This is a genomic window from Streptomyces sp. NBC_01498, from assembly GCF_036327775.1.
Taxonomy (GTDB): Bacteria; Actinomycetota; Actinomycetes; order Streptomycetales; family Streptomycetaceae; genus Streptomyces.
On record NZ_CP109598.1, the window covers coordinates 6741892 to 6761150 of the forward strand.

The following is a 19259-nucleotide window of genomic DNA, read 5'->3' on the forward strand; positions in this document are numbered from 1 at the left end:
GGCGGGGGTGAACCGCCGGGATCATGGGAGACTCACTTCCATGAACGGCAAGGCGACGACGACCAGAACACGACTGGAGAGAGGCCGCAGCGCGCTCGGCCCCGCACTCGAACTGGTGCACACGGGCCGCGCGCCCACCCGCGCCGTACTGACCACCGAACTGGGCGTCACCCGCGCGACGGCCGGCGCCGTCGCCGCCGAACTCGAAGCACTCGGGCTCATCACGGTCGACTCCCGCCCCGGTGCCGCCGCCGGCTCCCAGGGCCGCCCCTCGCACCGCCTCTCGGTGGACGGCACCGGCCCGGTGGTCCTCGCCGCCCAGGTCCACGCGGACGGTTTCCGTGCCGCGCTGGTCGCCCTCGGGGGCCGTACCGTCGCCACCGCCCCCGGCGCCGTCACCGTCTCCTCCGACCCCGCCCAGGTGCTCCGCGCCGTCGTCGCCGAGGGCGCCGCCCTGCTGCGCGACAGCGGCCGTCGCTGTGTGGGCGCGGGACTGGCCGTCCCCTCCGCCGTCGCCGAACCGGAGGGCACCGCGCTCAACCCGCTGCATCTCGCCTGGCCCGCGGGCTCTCCCGTACGCGACCTCTTCGTCGAGCAGGTACGCGCCGCGGGCATCGAGGGCCCCGCCTTCGCCGGCAACGACGTCAACCTGGCGGCCCTGGCCGAGCACCGGCACGGCGCGGGCCGGGGCGCGGGCCAACTCCTCTGTGTCGCCACGGGACATCGCGGCGTCGGCGGCGCGCTGGTCGTGGACGGCCGTCTGCACACGGGCAGTTCGGGACTGGCCCTCGAAGTGGGCCATCTGACCGTCAACCCCGAGGGCCGGCCCTGCCATTGCGGCAGCCGGGGCTGTCTCGACGTGGAGACCGACCCGCTGGCCTTCCTCGACGCCGCAGGCCGGGACCCCGGCCCCGAGGTGTCGCTGCTCCAGCAGTCGCGTGACCTGCTTCGTACGGAGTACGCCGACCCGAACGTACGGGCTGCGGCCGAGGAGTTGATCGACCGGCTCGGTCAGGGGCTCGCCGGGCTGGTCAACATCCTCAACCCGGACCGGGTCATCCTCGGCGGGCTGCACCGGGAACTCCTCGCCGCCGATCCCGCCCGGTTGCGCGCCGTGGTCGCCGACCGCAGTCTGTGGGGCCGCAGCGGCAGCGTGCCGATCCTCGCCTGCGCCCTCGACCACAACAGCCTCGTCGGCGCCGCCGAGCTGGCCTGGCAGCCCGTGCTGGACGATCCGCTCACCGCCCTGGCCTGAGCCCGCGACCCGCCCGCCGCCCGGCCGACCGGACGCCGTCCCCGCCCCGTCCCGGCCCCCTCGACGTGTATGGCGAACGCGCACCGGCGCCCGGTGGGCGCGCCCGTCCCGCGCCGGGCCGCCGCCACCCGTCCGGCCGCACCGGGGACGCCTCGCCGCACCATCGCGGGTAGGGCACCTCCCATGACCGAGAACCCGTCCGGCGCCCAGCCCCCGCCGCCACCGCCGCGCTGGTTCCGGCGGCTCGACCGGCGGCTGCGCGCGTCACCGCTCGGGCTCGCCTGGATCCGGGGCCGCGACATGGAGCTGATGCACCGGTCCATGGGGTTCGCCGCGCTCGGATTCCTCACCCTCGTCCCGGTCCTGGTCCTGGTCGCGGCGGCCGAACCGGCCAGTGGACAGGGCTTCGCCCGCTGGCTCGGCCAGGCCGTCGGGGTCACGCACGACTCACAGGCCCAGGTCGAGCGGCTGTTCGGGGTACCCAACACGGCCCTCCAGCGCACCACCGCCTTCGGTCTCGCCGCCCTCGCCGTCTTCGGCCTGACCTTCGGCTCCGCCGTCCAGACCGGCTACGAGAAGGTCTGGGACCTGCCCACGGCGCGCTGGCACACCATGTGGCGCCATGTCGTCTTCCTCGCCCTGCTGGTCCTCGCACTCCTCGGCTTCACCAACACCCCCAGCCCCTCCGGCCGGGTCACCGGCCCCCTGGTGGTCGTCGTGCTGGACGTCCTCGGCACCTTCGTCTTCTTCTGGATCGCCCAGCACATCCTGCTCGGCGGGCGCGTCCGCTGGATCGCGCTGCTGCCCGGCGCCGCGGCGACCGCCCTCGGCATGCTCGGGCTGCGGGGCTTCTCGCAGCTCGTCTTCTCGCCGCTGATCGCCTCCAGCGCCGTCACCTACGGCCCGTTCGGCACCGTCCTGGTCCTCCAGTCCTGGCTCGTCGGCGTCGGAGTCGTCGTCTACGGCGGGGCGCTGGTGGGCCGACTCGCCCACGAAGGGCGGGTGTTCCGCCGCCTGAGACACCGCGACGAGGACTGATCCCCGCGCGCGAGGGGGCGATGCACGCGAGCCCGGCACCCGGCACCCGGCACGTGGTGCACGGCACGTGGTGCACGGCGACGTGGCGCTCCGGTTGACGGGGCGAGGCGTTGGCGGGAACGCCGGAACGCGCCGTCGGGCCCGAGGTGCGGCCCGGCGGCGCGTTCCTATTCTCCGGCGTTCCGATGTTCCGGTGTGCCCGACGCCTGCGCGTCCCGGCCCCGCCCGCTCAGCCGACGACGGCCGACCGGACGGCGGTGGGTTCGCGGTTCCCGGCCAGGGGCCGGATGCCGGTGAAGGTGGCGCCGGTGAAGGCACCGTCCCCGAGGGGGCCGTTCGCCACGGCGCCGAGCGTCACCGCGCCGTGCGAGAAGGGTCCGTCCGTGGTCGCGCCGTACAGCGCGTGACGGGGCGCGGCGGCCGGCGGGGCGGGCAGCGTGAACCAGATGACCTTGCCCGTGTCACCCTCCGCCCGCACCCCCCAGCTCTCGCTGACGGCCTCGATCAGGGCGAGACCGCGTCCGCACAGGGCGAGCGGATCGGCCTCCTTGACGGTCGGCAGGCGCGGATCGTGGTCGTGGACGGCGACCCTGAGCCGGTCGAGGAGCAGCCGGATGTCCACGGTGCACGTCTTGTCCGGTTGCGCGTGCCGGTGGACGTTGGTCAGCAGCTCGGTCACGCCGAGCGCCGCTTGGTCGATCAGTGGGTCGAGCTGCCAGTAGCGCAACTGCGCGGAAACGATTCTGCGGACCTGGCGGATCCGCGACGGCAGGGCCTGGAGCTCCACCGTGCACTGCCTGCTTGGCTGGCTGATCACGACTGCGACTCCCCGATTGAGGTCCGGAGGACGGCATGGATCGCATTCAGCAGCTCACTCGCGAGGCTCGCCGCTGTCGTGCCCGGCGGGGCTGGATCGCAGCGTCACCGCCGATTCACCCTGAGTGATGTATCCCAGGGTGAACCATGTGACGGGGGACCGCAACTCGCGGGCCCCGGCGGCCGGGGTCGCGGCGTCCCTCCGTCAGCTCCTCGCGGCGTCGCCCCTCACGTCCTCGTGGCGTCGTGTGTCACGTCTTCGCGGTGCTCGCCCTGCGTACGGTCTCCAGGAAGCGCCCGGCCAGCAGCCGCCCCTCCGGCCGTCCGGCCTCCCCGCCCATGACGAGCCGGTAGCGCCTGCCGTTGACCGTGGCCACCGTGTTGTCGTCACCCCGGAACCACGGTTTCGCCGCGCGCACCGCCCGCAGCGGCGCGCTGTCGATCACCCGTCCGTAACTGGTCAGCAACGCCAGTCTGCCGTCCTGGACGAGGACCCGGCCCGCCTTCGTGAGCGAGCGCGGCCAGCGCTCTATCGCGACACCGCTCGCGCTGAACTCCGGTTCCGCCATGGCTGATCCGCCCCCTTCGTACCACTCTCCAGGCAAGTCTGCACAACTCTGCCCCCCGACGCCAGAGCGACTTCCCCGCCAGACACGGGTGACGCGCGCGCCCCCCGTCAACTGCCCACTCCAAGGCACGACTATGGACACCCAAAGGAGTGGTTTGCGCAGGTCGAGGGCCTACTGTGGCGCCGTCGCGCGTGACACGGGCGGAGCGGCCGACGAGTCACGCGCGACGACGAACCGCAGACGACTCATACGAACGAGGGACGAGGGGCGACGGGCATGACGCAGTGGCAGCGGACCATCGACGTGAACCGGGGCGACCGCGCGTACCGGGACTGGCTCAAGGAGGCCGTACGCAAGGTCCAGGCCGACGCCAACCGTTCGGCCGACACCCATCTCCTGCTCTTCCCGCTGCCCGAGCGGTGGGGCATCGACCTCTACCTGAAGGACGAGTCCACCCACCCGACCGGCAGCCTCAAACACCGGCTCGCCCGCTCGCTGTTCCTGTACGGGCTCTGCAACGGCTGGATCCGCCCGGGTAAGCCCGTCATCGAGGCGTCGAGCGGCTCCACCGCCGTCTCGGAGGCGTACTTCGCGAAACTGATCGGCGTCCCCTTCATCGCGGTGATGCCGCGCACCACCAGCCCCGAGAAGTGCCGGCTCATCGAATTCCACGGCGGGCGCTGCCACTTCGTGGACGATCCGCGCACGATGTACGACGAGTCGGCGGCGCTCGCCGCCGACACCGGCGGGCACTACATGGACCAGTTCACGTACGCGGAGCGGGCCACCGACTGGCGCGGCAACAACAACATCGCCGAGTCGATCTACCAGCAACTGAGGCTGGAACGCTACCCGGAGCCCGCGTGGATCGTGGCGACGGCCGGTACCGGCGGCACGTCGGCGACCATCGCCCGCTATGTGCGCTACATGCAGTACGACACCATGGTCTGCGTCCCGGACCCGGAGAACTCCTGCTTCTTCGACGGCTGGACCAACCGCGACACGCGGGCGCGCAGCGAGCGCGGTTCACGCATCGAGGGCATCGGCCGGCCCCGGATGGAGCCGAGCTTCGTGACCGGCGCCGTGGACCGGATGATGAAGGTGCCGGACGCGGCGAGCATCGCCGCCGTACGGGTCCTGGAGGGCGCCATCGGGCGCAGGGCGGGCGGTTCGACGGGCACCGGCCTGTGGAGCGCGCTGAAGATCGTCTCCGAGATGGCGGCGGAGGGCCGCAGGGGCAGTGTGGTGACGCTGATCTGCGACCCTGGTGAGCGCTATCTCGACAAGTACTACTCCGACGACTGGCTCGCCGCGCAGGGCATCGACATCGCCCCGTACACCGGCACGATCGGCGACTTCCTGCGGACGGGCGCCTGGCCCGACTGACGCGCCGCGAAAGGCTGTTGGGGCGGGCCCACCTGCGGGGCCCATCTGCGGGGCCTGCCCGCGCCCGGCGGCGGGCGCGGGCGTCGGAGACGCGGGGGAGCGGTCACCGAGACGGGTCGGCGAAACACGTGCCGCTCCACGGCCCAGCCCGACGCTGCGCGACTGCCTTGCGCGACGCGCGAGTCGGTCGGTGAGTACGGCCCCGGGCCACCCGCACACCACCGCTCACCGCGACCTCCCGGGGACCGGGCCTGTTCGGAGCCGTAGCGCACATGAGTACGTACGCGCAGCCGCGCACCTGAGCCCGCGCAGCTGAGCCCGCGCAGCTGAGCCCGCGCGCCCGCGCCCGCGCCCGTGCGCCCGCGCCCGTACGGCGGCGCTACGCGCCCGCGCCGCGCCCCCGGTCCCTCAGCAGACCGTCGACCACCCGCCCGAAGACGGCCTGTCCGGTCCGTGCCGTCACCCGGTCGACAAGGCGCGGCAGAAAGGCGACCCGCAGCTCCTCCGTCCAGCACACCCGCGCGCCCCCGGCCCCGTCCGCCGCCGTGACCTCGATCTCGGCCCAGCCCAGGACCACCCGGCCCCGCTTCTCCAGCCGGCAGCGCCCGGCGTGCCCCGGCGCGGGCGGCTCCCAGCGCACGACCTCCATCGGATCGTCGAACCCCAGCCGCCCGAGCCCCGTACGCGCCACGAAGACCGTCCCGATCCGGGTCGGCCCCGGCGTCTCCACCAGCACCCGGGTCAGCGGCACCCGGCGCCCGTGCGCCGGCCAGTCGGTGATCCGCCGCCACGCCTCGTCGGCGGGCAGTTCCGTACGGCGGGTGATCCGGAAGGCGCTCATCCGTCGGCCGGCTCCCCGGCGACCACCAGTCCGGGCAGATGCTCCAGAATCTCCTCGCGCACCTCGGCCGACAGCCCCGCGTCCGTGACCAGCGTGTCCACCTGGTCCAGCGTCGCGAACGAACTCAGGCCCACCGTGCCCCACTTGGTGTGGTCGGCCACGACCACCACCCGCCGCGCCGACCGCACGAAACGGCGGTTCGTCTCCGCCTCGGCCAGGTTCGGCGTCGACAGTCCCGCCTCGGGAGAGATCCCGTGCACGCCGAGGAACAGCACATCGAAGTGGAGTGAGCGGATCGCCTGGTCCGCGACCGGCCCCACCAGCGAGTCGGACGGCGTCCGGACCCCCCCGGTGAGCACCACCGTCGCCGCGCCCGGACGGTGGCCGCCCGACGCCGCGGGCTGCGCGGCGTGGAACACGTCCGCGACCCGCACCGAGTTCGTCACCACCGTCAGATCGGGCACGTCCACCAGATGGTGCGCCAGGGCGTACGTGGTGGTGCCCCCCGACAGCGCGATCGCCCGTCCGGGCACGGCCATGGCGGCGGCCGTCCGGGCGATGTCCTCCTTGGCGCCCGGTTCGAGCACGGACTTCGCCTCGAAACCCGGCTCGTGCGTGCTCGCCTCCGCCACCGGCACCGCGCCGCCGTGCACCTTCTCGATGACGCCGAGCCGGGCGAGGGCGTCCAGGTCCCGGCGGACCGTCATGTCGGAGACACTGAGCTTGCGGGTCAGCTCGTTGACGCGGATACCGCCGCGGCGCCGCACCTCGTCGAGGATCAGGGCCCGCCGCTGTTCCGCGAGAAGGTTCTGGTTGTCGTTCACCACCGGGGCCCGTCCTTCCACGTCGGCGTCGCACGGGGCCGTCGTTCACAGCTGATCATGAGGTTGCTCATCCTCCCACGCTGTTGGGCCCGTCACGCAGGTGTCGGCCGCCTCCGGCCCGGAAAGACCCCTAGGACGGCGGTCACCGCCCGCCGGACGCCAGCTGAGAGCGAGTCACCGACGTGTCCCCCGATCCCCCCGCCCGCCGCGGCGACGGCGCCGCGCTCGAACTGCTCGTGCACGGTGTCGGCGGCGCCACCCCGCAGGAGATGCTCGCCGACCCCTACACCGTCCGGATCACGGGCGACGAGACGGCGGCCATATACCGGCGTCCGGACGACGAGCACGCGGAGGCCCACCCCGAGCGGTACGCGGACGGACCCGTCCCGGAGGCGTACTGCTGGTCCAACCTCACCTCCGGCAACAGCGCCCGCGCGCTGTGGCTCTTACTTCTGCCCTTCATGGTCGTCAACCTCGCGCACTGGATGCGCCCGGCCACCAACGGACTCGCCCGGACCCAGCGGCTCTACGGCGTCCTCGTACGACTGCTCGCCCTCACCCTCACCGTCCTGCTGACCGCCGCCGCCTGCGAGGTCGCCCTCGACCTGGTGGCCTGGCAGTGCGCGGGCTCCGCCGACTGTGCCGCAGACCGCTCCTGGCTCGGCTTCCTCTCCGCCGGCCGGGGCGGCTGGTGGTCGCAGCCCGGCCGCCGCCTCGCGCTCGCCGCCCTCGTCCCGGCCGCGCTCGTGGGTCTCCTCTGGTATCTGTCCAACCGGACCTGGAGCGCCTACGAGTCCCAGCGCCCGCCCACCGACGCCGCACCCGGCCGGCACCACCCGGAGCCCGGACCGGAGCCCGGGACCGCGACCACCCCCGACGCCACCGACGCCTACGAGGGCCCGGCCGCCCCCGCGCCCGCCCCCGGCGGCGCCCCGGCCCTGCGGCCCGCTCTCTCCCGGCCCGGATTCTGGTACGGCCGCCGGCTCGTCGCCCGGCTGCGCGCCGCGCACACCGCCGCCGGATTCCTCACCGTCGCGGGCGCGGTCACCGGCGCCGCCGCCCGCCACGACCGGGACGCGTCCACCGCCGTCCGCGAGAGCGCCGGCGGCCTCCTCCAGGCGGCCCTCGTCGTCGGCGCGCTCGTCGTGCTGTGGGTGGTCTGCGCCCGGGGCCGCAGCGAACGCCGGAGCGACGGCTCCCTCGACAAGGCGCTCGTCGGTCTGCTGCCCGCCGCCTCCCTCGCCCTGCTCGGACTCGCCCTGGTGTACGCCGCCTGGTCCCGCCCCGGCTGGCGCTCCTCCGGCACCCTGCCCGGCGCCGTCACCTTCCCCGTCCTGGCCCTCGCCCAGGGCGCCCTCGTCGTCGCGCTCGCCGTGGCCGCCCTCGCCCTGCACCGCCGCGCCCCGCACCACCGGATCGCGCTGTACGGCCTCGGCGGCCCCGCCGTCGCCATGCTCGCCTGCGCCCTGGCCGGGGTGATGACCGGCGGCGTCGCCCAGCGCGTCGGCGACTGGCTCGACGGGTCCGGCACCCCCGGCATGGGTGAGGGCTCGATCCCCGGACCGCCCGTCCTGCTCAGCTGGCAGGCCGCCGTCATCCCCGTCCTGCTGGTGCTGCTGCTGATCCCGGTGCTGGTCCTCGCCGTGCGTACCGTGCGCACCGGCCGTCGCCTCGCACCCGTCGTGGAGGCGGAGTACGGGTCGCGGGAGCGCCGGGTCACCCCCGACTCCGTCCGTACCCGCCGTATCGCCGGGGCCCGCGCCCGCGCCGAACTCACCGACGCCGCGCCCTGGCTGGTCGGCGTGCTGTCCGGTGCGGCCCTGCTGCTCGGCACCGGGGCCGTCGTCGGCGCCTGGCTGAGCGGCGACGTACCGGGCCGCGCCGCCGAGGGCGGGCCCGCGCCCGTCCAGTCGCTCGCCGACACCGCGCAGGCCCTCGGCTCCTGGCTGATCGGCCTCGGTTTCATACTGTTCGTGACCTGGGGCCGACGCGCCTACCGCGACCCCGCCGCCCGGCGCACCATCGGCATCCTCTGGGACGTCGGCACCTTCTGGCCGCGCGCCTCGCACCCCTTCGCGCCGCCCTGCTACGCGGAACGCGCCGTACCCGATCTCACCTGGCGGATGGCCTCCTGGACCGCCCGCACCGGCGGACGCCTCGTCATCTCCGGCCACTCGCAGGGCAGTGTGCTGGCCGCCGCCGCGGTCTGGCAGCTCCCGGAGAACACCCGCCACCAGGTGGCACTGCTGACCTACGGCTCACCGCTGGAGCGGCTGTACGGCCGCTGGTTCCCCGCGTACTTCGGCGCAGGGCCGCTCGGCGACCTGGGCCGGGAGGTGCACTGCTGGCGCAACCTCTGGCGCGCCACCGACCCCATCGGCGGGCCCGTCCGGCTCCCCGGCGAGAGCCGCGAACCGGCCGTCGACCACGGGCCCCTCAAGGACCCGCTCGCCTACGGCCGCACCGCCCGCCACCCGCTGCCCGAGCCGATCCTCGGCCACTCCGACTACCAGGACGACCCCGCCTTCGCCGTGGAGCGCGCCGCGCTCCTGGACCGGCTGCTCCCTTCGCTGCCGGGACAGCGCACGGGCGCCACGACCGACCGGGACCACCCGAACGGCGGTCTCGGTCAGGGCAGTTCGGGCAGATCGTCCGCGTAGAGCAGAGTCAGGTCGTCCGTGCTGGTCTCCGGCAACTGGGCGACCCGGCTCGCGTGTTGCTCCACCATCGACTCGAACGTCTGGCGCGCCGTACGGCCGTTGCCGAAGGCCGGTCCCTTGGGCAGTACGGAGAAGTACTTGAGCAGCGCCTCGGCCGTGCCCTCGCCCAGCCGGTACTCGTGCTCCTCGGCCTGCTGCTCCACGATCCGCAGCAGTTCGTCCGGGTCGTAGTCGCTGAAGGTGATGGTCCGTGAGAAACGCGACGCCACACCGGGGTTGACCGCGAGGAACCGCTCCATCTCCACGGTGTACCCGGCGACGATCACCACCACCGCCTCCCGGTGGTCCTCCATCAGCTTCACCAGTGTGTCGATCGCCTCGCGCCCGAAGTCGCGCCCCGAGTCCTCGGGCGACAGCGCGTACGCCTCGTCGATGAAGAGCACACCGCCACGGGCCCGGTCGAACGCCTCCTGGGTGCGGATCGCGGTGGAGCCGATGTGCTCACCCACCAGATCCACCCGGGAGACCTCCACCAGATGACCGCGCTCCAGCACCCCGAGGGAGGCCAGGATCTCGCCGTACAGCCGGGCCACCGTCGTCTTGCCGGTGCCGGGGGAGCCGGTGAAGACCAGGTGGCGGCGGGCGGAGGCGGCCTTGAGCCCGGCCTGCTGCCGGCGGCGGCCGACCTCGATCATGTTGGTGAGCGCGCGGACCTCCCGCTTGACGCTCTCCAGTCCCACCAGCGTGTCGAGTTCACCGAGGACCGTGCCCGAGTCGCGGACCGGGGTGTCCGGCGGTGTCTCCGGCTCAGCCGCCGGGCTCTGCGCCGGGACCGAACCCGGCACCCCGGCCGTCTGGGTGGCGGTCCGCACGGCCGCCGGCTGCGCCACGGCGGCCAGCGCCCCGCTCTCGTCGCTGGTGCAGTCCTCCACCGTCGGACCCGCCCCGCCGCCCTCCCCACCCGGTGCGGCGCCGTCCGGGAACTCGTAACCGCCCCGTGCGCAGCGCTCGGTACGGCAGCGCGTCAGCGTCGTACGGCAGCCGTCCATGACATGGAACCCGTACCCGCCGCTGCCCGTCACACGGCAGTCGTGGAACGTGCCGCGCCCCTCGGCGGAGACGTAGAAACCGGCCTCGGCGGGCGAGGTGATCGCGCACCGCTCGATGGTGGGATCCGCGCCCTTGGTGACGATGACACCGGTCTGCACATTGTCGATGGTGCAGGAGTTGAGTGTGCCGCCGCTGCCGTGGTCCCGGAACCAGGCCCCGGTCGATGCCTCCCTGATCCGGCAGTCGTCGAGCTGCGCCGTCGCGCCGTCGCTCACCGACACGGCCGTGTTGCGCACCTGGGACAGGTCGCTGTCCACGACATCGGCGCGCGAGCCCCGGTCGAGGACGAACAGCGCGTCCGGCACGTCGTGCACCCGGCACGAGTCGAGGACCACTGTCGCCCCGTCACTCACCCACACCGCCGGGTAGTCGCCCGTACTGTCGTGGATCTCGCACTGGTTGGCGTCCACCCGCGTCCCCGGGTCCCACACCGAGAGACCGTTGCGGCCGAACCGCCGCACCGTGGAACGGGTCAGCGTCAGCACCGAGCGGGAACGCAGATCCACCGCGTTCTCCGGGATGTCGTGGATGTCGCAGTCCGAGAGCGTCAGCACCGCGTCCGTGTCGAGGGTGATGCCGTCGGCGGACGTGCGGTGCACGCTGGAGTCGGTGAGATGGGCCGCCGCGCGCGCGGCGATCTGCACACCGGTGCCCTTGATCTCGTACACCTCGCAGCCGACGGCCTCCACCCCGCTGCCCTCGCCGGTGACGGTCAGCCCGCCCCCGGACGCGTGGTGGATACGGCAGCGCTCCAGCCGGGGGTGCGCCCCGCCGCGTACGGAGACCCCCGACTGCCCGGCCGCCACGACCTCGCAGTCCTCGAACACCCCGCCGCCGCCGTCGAGTACGGCCACCCCGACCCCGGCCGGGTTGTCGACGGTGCAGCGGCGGACGGTGGGCCGCGCGGCGCCGCGCACCTCGATCCCGGCCGCCGAGCGCGTCACGATCCGCAGATCCGTCAGCTCCGGGGTGCCGTCCTCCAGCAGCAGCGCGGGCGCGGTGCTGTCCTGGCCCTCTATGTGCAGGTCGTGGACGGTCGCCGAGGCACGCACGGTGAGCGGCACGCCGTCCGGCGGAGCGATCCGCACCGAGCCCGACGAGCCCTCGGGACCGCGCAGCGTGACGGCGCGCGTGACCACGAGATTCTCCCGGTAGGTGCCCGGGGCGACCGTGAGTATGTCGCCGTCGCCCGCGGCCTCCAGGGCCGCGGCGAGAGAGGCGTACTCGCCGGTACGGCGGCGCCAACGCGAGGTGCCGGTGTGCGTCACCTGGACCGTGCCCTGTGCCATGGTGTTGTTCTGTCCCCACCTCGTGCGCCTGCGCCTGCTGGGCCGGCCCGATCCGCGCCGGGGCCGACTCAAGGAAGTCCGGCCGCGACGGATGACCGGGTCGCCCCACCGTAGCGCGCGCGGCACCGGTGGGTTGACCCAAGACCGGTTCCCGCGGTGGTTCGCACGTCCGTCCGGCGGGCGGCCACGCCCGGCGGAGACGCCCCGGCCGGCGCCCCCGGCTCAACTGCCCGCGCCCGTACGGCCCCAGTCGGGGCCGACCTGCGCCCACGCCAGATCGAGCCGCGCGTACCGGAGCCGGTGGAGTCTCCACACCACCAGCCGCCGTCCCGCCTCCACCAGCGCGCCGAAGACGGCGGCGAGCCCGAGCCCGGCGAGCACGGCGTGCGTACGGGCGGTGGCGGGGTCCGTCGGGCGCGGGGCGATCCGCCCGGAACGGTCGGTCCAGACCGTGAAGGTGTCGCCCGCCCGCAGCTGCGGCGAGGCGGAGCGGACCAGTCCGGTACGCCGGCCGCCGTCCGGCGCGGTCCATCCGGCGACCACCGGCCTGCCGACGTCACGCTCGCTCGACGCCTCCGGGTCCTGCGCCATCCGCGTCGGTGACGTGGACCGGCGGACCACCACCGCCTCCGTACGCTGCCGGTCCTCCTGCTGGGCGCGGATGGTGCGCCGCAGCGCCTCGTCGGCCAGCGCGCCCGACACCCAGCCGACGGCCGGTACACCGAGGAGCGTCAGGACCAGGGCGACGAGCGCGACCCACGCCTCGACGAGATCCGTCGTTCTGCGCAGCGGGTTGTCCCGCCAGCGCCGGAGTCCCACGACCGCTCGCATCGTGCCGCACCCCTTCCCTGTTCCGTTCCCCGCCTTGCGCGTTCCCTGCCGCGTCCGTCATAGCCCCTGCCGGTCCCGGCGCACGCGCGAAAGGGCCGAAGGGAGAGGGACATCACCCCTTCGTCCGACGGGCGGGGCCGGCCGGCGGTTCCGCACCGGCCGCCGGTTCCGCACCGCCCGCCGGTTCCGGACCGCTCACCCCGGGACCGCGTCCGTTCACCGTTCCGGAACGCTCACGGCCCCGGTGACGCGTTCAGGACCGGTCGGTGTCCAGGGTCCCGGTGACGATCGTCACCGGGTCTCCCACCCGGACCGTGCCGGTGTTCTCGGGCGTCAAATGCTGCCCGAAGAGCAGCTTTCCGTCGAATCGGCGATGCCGGGCGAGCGCCCGCAGGGGTTCCTTGCCGCGCCGCCCCGTCTCCTGGTCGACCGTGGTGATCACGCACCGCGCGCACGGCTTGGTGACCCGGAAGGTGACCTCGCCGACCGTGATCCGGCGCCACGCGTCCTCGGCCCAGGGGGCGGTGCCCGCGACGACGAGATTCGGACGGAAACGGTTCATCGGCAGCGGGCCCTCGTAGGCGTGATCGCCTTGCGCCACCAGGGAGTTGAGAGCGTCGAGCGAGGAGAGGGAGACGACGAGGAGCGGATTGCTGTCGGCGAGGCTGACCGTCTCCCCGGCGCGCGCGTACCGCGGATCCGCCGGCCGGGCGTGGGCCGGGTCCCCCAGATGAATCAGCCGGACCTCCACCCCGAGGTGGCGGCTGAACCAGTCACCGGCGCGCGTGTCGGCGAGCACGGCGTCGACCTTCGTCCCGAACAGGTTCACCACGACGCCGTCACCGGGCAGCGCCGGCCGGGGACGGTCAACACCCGCACCGGCGGCGTCGGTTGACGACCCGTCACCCGACGGGCGGGCCACCTCCAGCGGCTCCCGGCCGGGCGCGCGCACCACGATCCCGCCGTCCGGCGACGACACGGCGCGGGCCAGCGCGAGCCGCGGCTGTTCGCGCTGGGTGACCGCGCGGTCCGACATGTCCACCAGCGCCCACCGGCGGTCGCCCGCCAGACCCCAGGGCTCCACGAACGCGCTGTCGGCCGTGAAACCTCCCACCGATTTCACCGGATGTACGCGCAGGGAGTGCAGGACGGGCGAGGACGGCTGCGGCATACGGTCATCCTGCCAGCGGACCCCCGGGACCACCGGCCGATTTCCGCCCGGTGCTCCCCGTGCCGCCGCCGCGCCTCCGGACCTCCCGGGGTCAGTAACCCCGGCTCTGGTAGGGGCGGTTGTACGGGTCGTCGTACGGCGCCGGCGTGGGGGCCGGACGCGGGGACGCGGGGCGCATCGCCTCGTACCCCGTGGGCGATCCCGGTCGCTGCTGCTGCGGCGGACGGGGCTGCTGGGGACGCGGCGGCTGCTGTTGCTGCTGGGGCGGCTGGTAGGGCTGCCCGCCCTGGTAGCCGCCGCGGGGCGCGGGCGCCTGCTGCGGGATGTAGGGCGCCGGGGCCTGCTGGAGCGGCACGGGATGCTGCGCCGGCTGCGGCTGGTACCCGCCGTAGGAGGGCGTGGGCTGGGAGGGGGCCGCCGGGAGGGCGGGAAGCGCCGAAGGCAGCGCCGGCAGATAGCTGTTGCTCTGGTAGCCGGTGTTGCCGGTGTCGTAGGCGGAGGGCACTCGGATCGGGGCGATCTGAGGCGTGCCCCGCTCCGCGACCAGGGAGTCGTAGATCGGGGTGTCCGGGAACGACGGCGCGGTGTAGTAACCGCCGCCGTAGGTCGAGCGGGGGGAGGTCATGGAACCTAAGTTAAGCCCACGATGTGCCAAGTGGGGAGTCCGATTAGTGTGTTCTTTTGCGCGCTCTGGGCCAGTTCGGATCCCCAATGCGAGCGAACGTGGGAAAATCGGTCGCCCAGGACCGTAGTGATCGTGTAAAAGCCAAGCCAGGTAAGGGTTACCGCCGGGTCTGACGTGGGCGAGATCACCGTCCCGGTGATTAGGTGGAGAGCGACGGAGACCATTCGGTCGCGCGATCTCGATGGGGGCGAGCATGTCCATGCTTAAGGGAGCCAATGTTGCGGTGGCGGCACCGAGTGTGCGCGTCGAATTGGGCTGGCGTTCGGCGCCCGGCACACCGGACGTCGACGCCTCCGCGCTTCTGCTGAAGGCCGGGAAGGTCCGCTCCGACGCGGACTTCGTCTTCTACAACCAGCCCTCCCACGCGTCCGGCGCCGTCCGCCACGACGGCAAGGGCACAGGTCCCGGCGGGGTGACCGACACCGTCTCCGTCGATCTGACCCGGGTGGAGGCCGACATCGAGCGGATCGTCGTGGCCGCCTCGGCGGACGGCGGCCCCTTCGGCCGGGTGCCGGGTCTCTACGTACGGGTGCTCGACGCGGCGACCGGCGCCGAGATCGCCCGCTACGACAGCCAGGACGCGACCGTCGAGACGGCGTTCGTGCTCGGCGAGCTCTACCGGCGCCAGGGCGCCTGGAAGTTCCGCTCCGTCGGCCAGGGGTACAGCAGCGGACTGGAGGGCCTGGCAACGGACTTCGGCATCAGCGTCGACGAGCCGCAGCAGACCGCCCGGCCCGCGCCCGTCGCCCCCGCGCCGCCCGCGTACACACCCCCGGCCCCGCCCGCCGCTCCCGCGCCCTCCGCCGCCGCGGCCCCGGTACGGCTCAGCAAGGTCACGCTGACCAAGGAGGCGCCGACCGTCTCCCTGTCCAAGCAGGGCGGCAACTCCGGTGAGATGCGCGTCAATCTGAGCTGGCAGGTGCGCAAGCAGTTCAAGGGCTGGGGCGCCAAGCTCGGCCGGGCCGTCGCCATGCACGGCGACCTCGACCTCGACCTGTGCGCGCTCTACGAACTGACCGACGGGCGCAAAGGCGTCGTCCAGGCACTCGGCAACGCCTTCGGCGCGCTTCACCAGCCGCCGTTCATCCACCTCGACGGCGACGACCGCACGGGAGGGTCGGCCAACGGCGAGAACCTCAGCATCAACCTCGACCACAAGCACCAATTGCGCCGTGTCGTCATCTTCGTGACGATCTACGAAGGCGCGCGCAGTTTCGCCGATCTCGACGCGACCGTCACCCTCCAGCCCCGGAACGGCGCCGCGATCGACTTCTCACTCGGCGAGTGCACCGTTCCCTCCACGGTCTGCGCGCTCGCATTGATCACCAATACCGGATCCGATCTCCTCGTCCAGCGCGAAGCGCGTTTTCTCGTACCGGAACGCGGAGTCAGCCCGCAGCGCACCATCGACTACGCGTACGGCTGGGGCATGAACTGGACACCCGGCCGAAAGTGACGGCCCATTCCGCCGCCCTCGCGTCTCAGGGCTCCGGTGCGGCCTCGGGACGGGCGTACGTACGCCCCTTCCAGGCCGCACCGCGACCCCGATAGTGCGACACGGCCGAATCGACCGTCATCAGCAGATAGAGCAGGGCGACGAACGGCAGCAGGGGAGCGAGCCACAGCGACTCCCGGTAGTACCGCAGCACCGGTACGTACGTCCCGGCCATCACCGCCCACGCGCCGCCCCCCAGCAGACCGGCCGCCGTGTCACCGCCCGCCAGAGCCGCGCACACGCCCGCGGGCGGCGCCAGATAGATGACGGAGAGGCCGGCCACCGTACCGGCCAGCAGCAGCGGGTTGTGCAGGAGTTGGGCGTACGCGCACCGCGCCACCATCCGCCACAGATCCCGCAGCGACGGATACGGCCGCACACTGTCCACCCGCTCGGCCAGACCGAGCCAGATCCGGCCCCCGGCCCCGCGTACCGCACGCGCCAGCGACACGTCGTCGATCACGGACCCCCGGATCGAGTCGGGGATCCGCGCCCGCTCGGCCGCCTCCGTCCGCAGCAGCACACAGCCTCCGGCGGCGGCGGCCGTACGCGACCCCGGCCGGTTGACCCGGCGGAACGGATACAACTGCGCGAAGAAGTAGACGAACGCGGGCACGATCAGCCGCTCCCAGACCGTCACCACCCGCAGGCGGGCCATCTGGGAGACCAGGTCCAGCCCGTTGGTCCCGGCGGCGGCTACCAGCTCGCGCAGACTGTCCGGCTCGTGCGCGATGTCGGCATCCGTAAGGAGGAGATAGTCCGGCTCCCCCTCCCGCGCCAGCGTGATGCCGTGCCGCATCGCCCACAGCTTGCCCGTCCAGCCCGGCGCCGGCTCCGGCGCGGAGACCACCGTCAGCGGCAGACCGCCGTACCGGTCGGCCAGTTCCCGGGCCACCGCGCCCGTACCGTCGGTGCTGGAGTCGTCGACCAGGAAGACCTCCGCCCGCCCCGGATAGTCCTGCGCCAGCAGCGACGGCAGACTCACCGGCAGCATCGACGCCTCGTCCCGCGCGGGCACGACCACCGCCACCGACGGCCACACCTCGGGGACCGCGCGCGGCGGCAGCCGCTGATCCGTACGCCAGAAGAACCCCTGACCCAGCAACAGAAAGCCCCAGGCGGCCAGCGAGGCCGCGGCGATCCAGGCGATGGCGCTCATTCGCCGCAGTCTGCCCCACGACGGCGGGACCGCAAGACCGGTCGTCTATGGTGACCGGGTGAAGATCGCGCTGATGGACTCCGGTATCGGACTGCTCGCCGCTGCCGCCGCCCTCCGCCGGCTCCGGCCGGACGCCGGTCTCGTGCTCTCCTCCGACCCCGGCGGAATGCCCTGGGGACCCCGGACCCCCGACGACGTCACCGCCCGCGCGCTCACGGTGGCCCGTGCCGCCGCCGCGCACCGGCCCGACGCGCTGATCGTCGCCTGCAACACCGCCTCGGTACACGCCCTGACCGCGCTGCGCGCCGCCCTGGAGCCCGGTGTCCCCGTCGTCGGCACCGTCCCCGCGATCAAACCGGCGGCGGCCGGCGGCGGACCCGTCGCGATCTGGGCCACCCCGGCCACCACCGGCAGCCCCTACCAGCGCGGCCTCATCCGTACCTTCGCCGCCACCGTCGACGTCACCGAGGTGCCGTGCCCCGGCCTCGCGGACGCCATCGATCGCGGCGACGAGGCGGCCGTCGCCCGCGCCGTCGCCGACGCTGCGGCCCGCACTCCCCGCGCGGCGAGGACCGTCGTCCTGGGCTGCACCCACTACGAACTGGTCGGCGAGCGCATCCGGGCGGCCCTGCGGGAGCCCGGTCTGCCGGAGGTCACCCTGCACGGCTCGGCCGGCGCCGTCGTCGCGCAGGCACTGCGCCGCCTCGGCGACCCCCCGGCGGCCCCGGCGGACGCCGAGCCGGGCGGGCTGACCGTCCTGCTCGGCGGCCGGCCGTCGGCGCTGCCGGACGCGGCCCTGACATACGCGGAGGGCCGCCTGCTCGCGGGCGTCACCCACGCGTACCAGGCCGGGTCCGCGACGTAGCGCCTGGCGCACGACACCCGGCACGCACCCTCGCGGTGGTTGTGGGAGCCACGGCTACGTGCGCCCGGTGCGAGTCTGATCCTCCGCCGTGCGGTCGCACGCACGGCGGGCGGTGTCGGCCGCGTGCCGGCGGGCCGCACGCCCCGCCCCGCGGGCGGAGGGCGCTACGTGCCGGACACGATCCCGGCGGGGACGTCGGCGTCCCGGCCGGGGCGACGCCGCCTCGCGGCGGCCGAGTCGGTCACGTGCGCCCGGTGCGAGCCTGATCCTCCGCCGTGCGGTCGCACGCACGGCGGGCGGTGTCGGCCGCGTGCCGGCGGGCCGCACGCCCCGCCCTGAGGGCGCTATTTGTCAGGCACGGCCTGGGCGGGACGTCGACGCCCGGCCACGCCGTGACGCCGCCACGCGGCGGCGGAGTCGGCCACGTGCGCACCTCGGTAGGAGGCCGGCTCTCCGCGGCGTACGGACATCGGGCGCCCCTCGACGGGCCGCACCCCCATGACCGGGATCGCCGGGCCGCTGTGGTCATCGTCACCGTGCGGCGCTCCGGCGGGGGAGACAAGGGACCTGGCGGAGGCGGTCGTTCCGGGCGCCGTCGCGGCGGTGCTCACCCGGAGGTTCGTGAGTACGCTGCAATCATGACGGAGCACCCCCGGCGAGGGGGGCCTGGCACAGTGCCCCTCCCCGACACCTGGACCGGCCGAGCGACCAACCGCATTCAGTGGCTGTTCGCCGTGGTGGGCGCGGCCTGCCTCGCTCTCGGCATCGAGCTGGCGATCCAATCGTCCTGGGAGACCGGCGTCGTGGCGCTGGCCGCGTCGGTCATCGGCTGTGTGGCCGCCGGGCTGCTGATCCTCTGCGGGACGCTCGCCTTCGTGCACGTGGCGGTCAAGGTCGACCACGAGCACCTGGAGGTGCGCTGCGGCCATGTCGGGCTGCCGCGCCGCCGTATCCCGCTCGCCCAGGTGACCGGCGCCGACTTCGTGCCGAGCGTCACACCCCGCCAGTGGGGCGGCTGGGGCTACCGCTGGCGGCCCGAGCGGGGGACGGCGGTGGTCGTGCGGCGCGGCGAGGGCGTCGCGCTGACCCTCGGCGACGGCAGGACGTTCACGGTGACCGTCGACGACGCCGAGGCAGCGGTCCGCGTCATCCGCGACCGGCTCCGGGCGGCGACCGGCGGAGGCGTCGGCCTCGGCAAATCGGCGCTCGACCGCGCCACGGGAGGCCGCGCCACAGGTGGCCGGGCGGCGGGTGGCCGTGGCACC

15 protein-coding genes and 1 pseudogene are annotated in these 19259 nt (G+C 73.9%); 7 read left to right on the forward strand and 9 right to left on the reverse strand.

The genetic code is table 11. The features are described 5' to 3' along the window. The first annotated feature begins 40 nt into the window (after positions 1 to 40). The gene (locus tag OG875_RS28840; RefSeq protein ID WP_330177164.1) at positions 41 to 1255 is read left to right on the forward strand and encodes an ROK family protein; all 1215 of its coding nucleotides are present in this window, start codon (positions 41 to 43) and stop codon (positions 1253 to 1255) included. A 183-nt stretch (positions 1256 to 1438) separates the two neighbouring features. Then, the gene (locus OG875_RS28845) at positions 1439 to 2293 is read left to right on the forward strand and encodes a YhjD/YihY/BrkB family envelope integrity protein (protein ID WP_330177165.1); all 855 of its coding nucleotides are present in this window, start codon (positions 1439 to 1441) and stop codon (positions 2291 to 2293) included. A gap of 229 nt (positions 2294 to 2522) precedes the next feature. On the opposite strand, the gene OG875_RS28850 is transcribed toward OG875_RS28845, so the two are convergent. After that, on the reverse strand, positions 2523 to 3110 hold the full coding sequence (locus tag OG875_RS28850) for an ATP-binding protein (protein WP_330177166.1): 588 nt from the start codon (positions 3108 to 3110) through the stop codon (positions 2523 to 2525). A gap of 250 nt (positions 3111 to 3360) precedes the next feature. Next, positions 3361 to 3678: a hypothetical protein gene (locus tag OG875_RS28855; RefSeq protein WP_330177167.1), complete on the reverse strand. Its 318-nt coding sequence runs from the start codon at positions 3676 to 3678 to the stop codon at positions 3361 to 3363. Between the two features lie 276 nt (positions 3679 to 3954). Between OG875_RS28855 and OG875_RS28860 the strand changes: the two genes are divergently transcribed. Further along, positions 3955 to 5064, forward strand: a complete 1110-nt coding sequence (locus OG875_RS28860) for a PLP-dependent cysteine synthase family protein (protein ID WP_330177168.1) — start codon at positions 3955 to 3957, stop codon at positions 5062 to 5064. 379 nt (positions 5065 to 5443) lie between these two features. Here the strand turns inward: OG875_RS28860 and OG875_RS28865 are convergent, their stop codons facing one another. After that, positions 5444 to 5905, reverse strand: a complete 462-nt coding sequence (locus OG875_RS28865) for an SRPBCC family protein (protein WP_330177169.1) — start codon at positions 5903 to 5905, stop codon at positions 5444 to 5446. Beyond that, complete coding sequence (locus tag OG875_RS28870; RefSeq protein WP_330177170.1) at positions 5902 to 6729, reverse strand: DeoR/GlpR family DNA-binding transcription regulator; 828 nt, start codon at positions 6727 to 6729, stop codon at positions 5902 to 5904. The genes OG875_RS28865 and OG875_RS28870 overlap by 4 nt, the downstream gene beginning before the upstream one ends. 182 nt (positions 6730 to 6911) lie before the next feature. Between OG875_RS28870 and OG875_RS28875 the strand changes: the two genes are divergently transcribed. Beyond that, on the forward strand, positions 6912 to 9389 hold the full coding sequence (locus OG875_RS28875; protein ID WP_330177171.1) for a hypothetical protein: 2478 nt from the start codon (positions 6912 to 6914) through the stop codon (positions 9387 to 9389). Here OG875_RS28875 and OG875_RS28880 read toward each other — a convergent pair. From OG875_RS28880 to OG875_RS28895, 4 genes are all read right to left on the reverse strand, one after another. Then, entirely contained in the window at positions 9359 to 11788 is a 2430-nt protein-coding gene (locus tag OG875_RS28880; protein WP_330177172.1) for a right-handed parallel beta-helix repeat-containing protein, read from the reverse strand. The genes OG875_RS28875 and OG875_RS28880 overlap by 31 nt on opposite strands. Before the next feature lie 222 nt (positions 11789 to 12010). Next, entirely contained in the window at positions 12011 to 12619 is a 609-nt protein-coding gene (locus OG875_RS28885) for an Rv1733c family protein (protein ID WP_330177173.1), read from the reverse strand. 253 nt (positions 12620 to 12872) lie between these two features. Beyond that, positions 12873 to 13790 carry an MOSC domain-containing protein gene (locus tag OG875_RS28890; RefSeq protein ID WP_330177174.1) on the reverse strand — a complete coding sequence of 306 codons (918 nt, stop codon included), beginning with the start codon at positions 13788 to 13790 and terminating at the stop codon, positions 12873 to 12875. 91 nt (positions 13791 to 13881) lie between these two features. Further along, positions 13882 to 14415, reverse strand: a complete 534-nt coding sequence (locus OG875_RS28895; protein WP_330177175.1) for a DUF6643 family protein — start codon at positions 14413 to 14415, stop codon at positions 13882 to 13884. A 253-nt stretch (positions 14416 to 14668) separates the two neighbouring features. On the opposite strand from OG875_RS28895, the gene OG875_RS28900 reads away from it, so the two are divergent. Further along, the gene (locus tag OG875_RS28900) at positions 14669 to 15931 is read left to right on the forward strand and encodes a TerD family protein (RefSeq protein ID WP_330177176.1); all 1263 of its coding nucleotides are present in this window, start codon (positions 14669 to 14671) and stop codon (positions 15929 to 15931) included. Between the two features lie 25 nt (positions 15932 to 15956). Here the strand turns inward: OG875_RS28900 and OG875_RS28905 are convergent, their stop codons facing one another. Further along, positions 15957 to 17129, reverse strand: coding sequence for a glycosyltransferase (locus OG875_RS28905; protein WP_330177177.1), 1173 nt, complete (start codon positions 17127 to 17129; stop codon positions 15957 to 15959). 58 nt (positions 17130 to 17187) lie between these two features. Between OG875_RS28905 and OG875_RS28910 the strand changes: the two genes are divergently transcribed. After that, positions 17188 to 17994, forward strand: coding sequence for a glutamate racemase (locus OG875_RS28910; RefSeq protein WP_330177178.1), 807 nt, complete (start codon positions 17188 to 17190; stop codon positions 17992 to 17994). A gap of 638 nt (positions 17995 to 18632) precedes the next feature. After that, positions 18633 to 19175: pseudogene (locus tag OG875_RS28915) on the forward strand (hypothetical protein); the annotation flags it as partial. Positions 19176 to 19259: the final 84 nt, after the last annotated feature.

Coding starts and splice junctions, on each gene's coding strand:
- OG875_RS28840 (WP_330177164.1), top strand. CDS start 41: ATGAACGGCAAGGCGACGACGACCAGAACACGACTGGAGAGAGGCCGC.
- OG875_RS28855 (WP_330177167.1), bottom strand. CDS start 3,678: ATGGCGGAACCGGAGTTCAGCGCGAGCGGTGTCGCGATAGAGCGCTGG.
- OG875_RS28865 (WP_330177169.1), bottom strand. CDS start 5,905: ATGAGCGCCTTCCGGATCACCCGCCGTACGGAACTGCCCGCCGACGAG.
- OG875_RS28860 (WP_330177168.1), top strand. CDS start 3,955: ATGACGCAGTGGCAGCGGACCATCGACGTGAACCGGGGCGACCGCGCG.
- OG875_RS28900 (WP_330177176.1), top strand. CDS start 14,669: ATGTCCATGCTTAAGGGAGCCAATGTTGCGGTGGCGGCACCGAGTGTG.
- OG875_RS28895 (WP_330177175.1), bottom strand. CDS start 14,415: ATGACCTCCCCCCGCTCGACCTACGGCGGCGGTTACTACACCGCGCCG.
- OG875_RS28845 (WP_330177165.1), top strand. CDS start 1,439: ATGACCGAGAACCCGTCCGGCGCCCAGCCCCCGCCGCCACCGCCGCGC.
- OG875_RS28905 (WP_330177177.1), bottom strand. CDS start 17,129: ATGAGCGCCATCGCCTGGATCGCCGCGGCCTCGCTGGCCGCCTGGGGC.
- OG875_RS28890 (WP_330177174.1), bottom strand. CDS start 13,790: ATGCCGCAGCCGTCCTCGCCCGTCCTGCACTCCCTGCGCGTACATCCG.
- OG875_RS28880 (WP_330177172.1), bottom strand. CDS start 11,788: ATGGCACAGGGCACGGTCCAGGTGACGCACACCGGCACCTCGCGTTGG.
- OG875_RS28885 (WP_330177173.1), bottom strand. CDS start 12,619: ATGCGAGCGGTCGTGGGACTCCGGCGCTGGCGGGACAACCCGCTGCGC.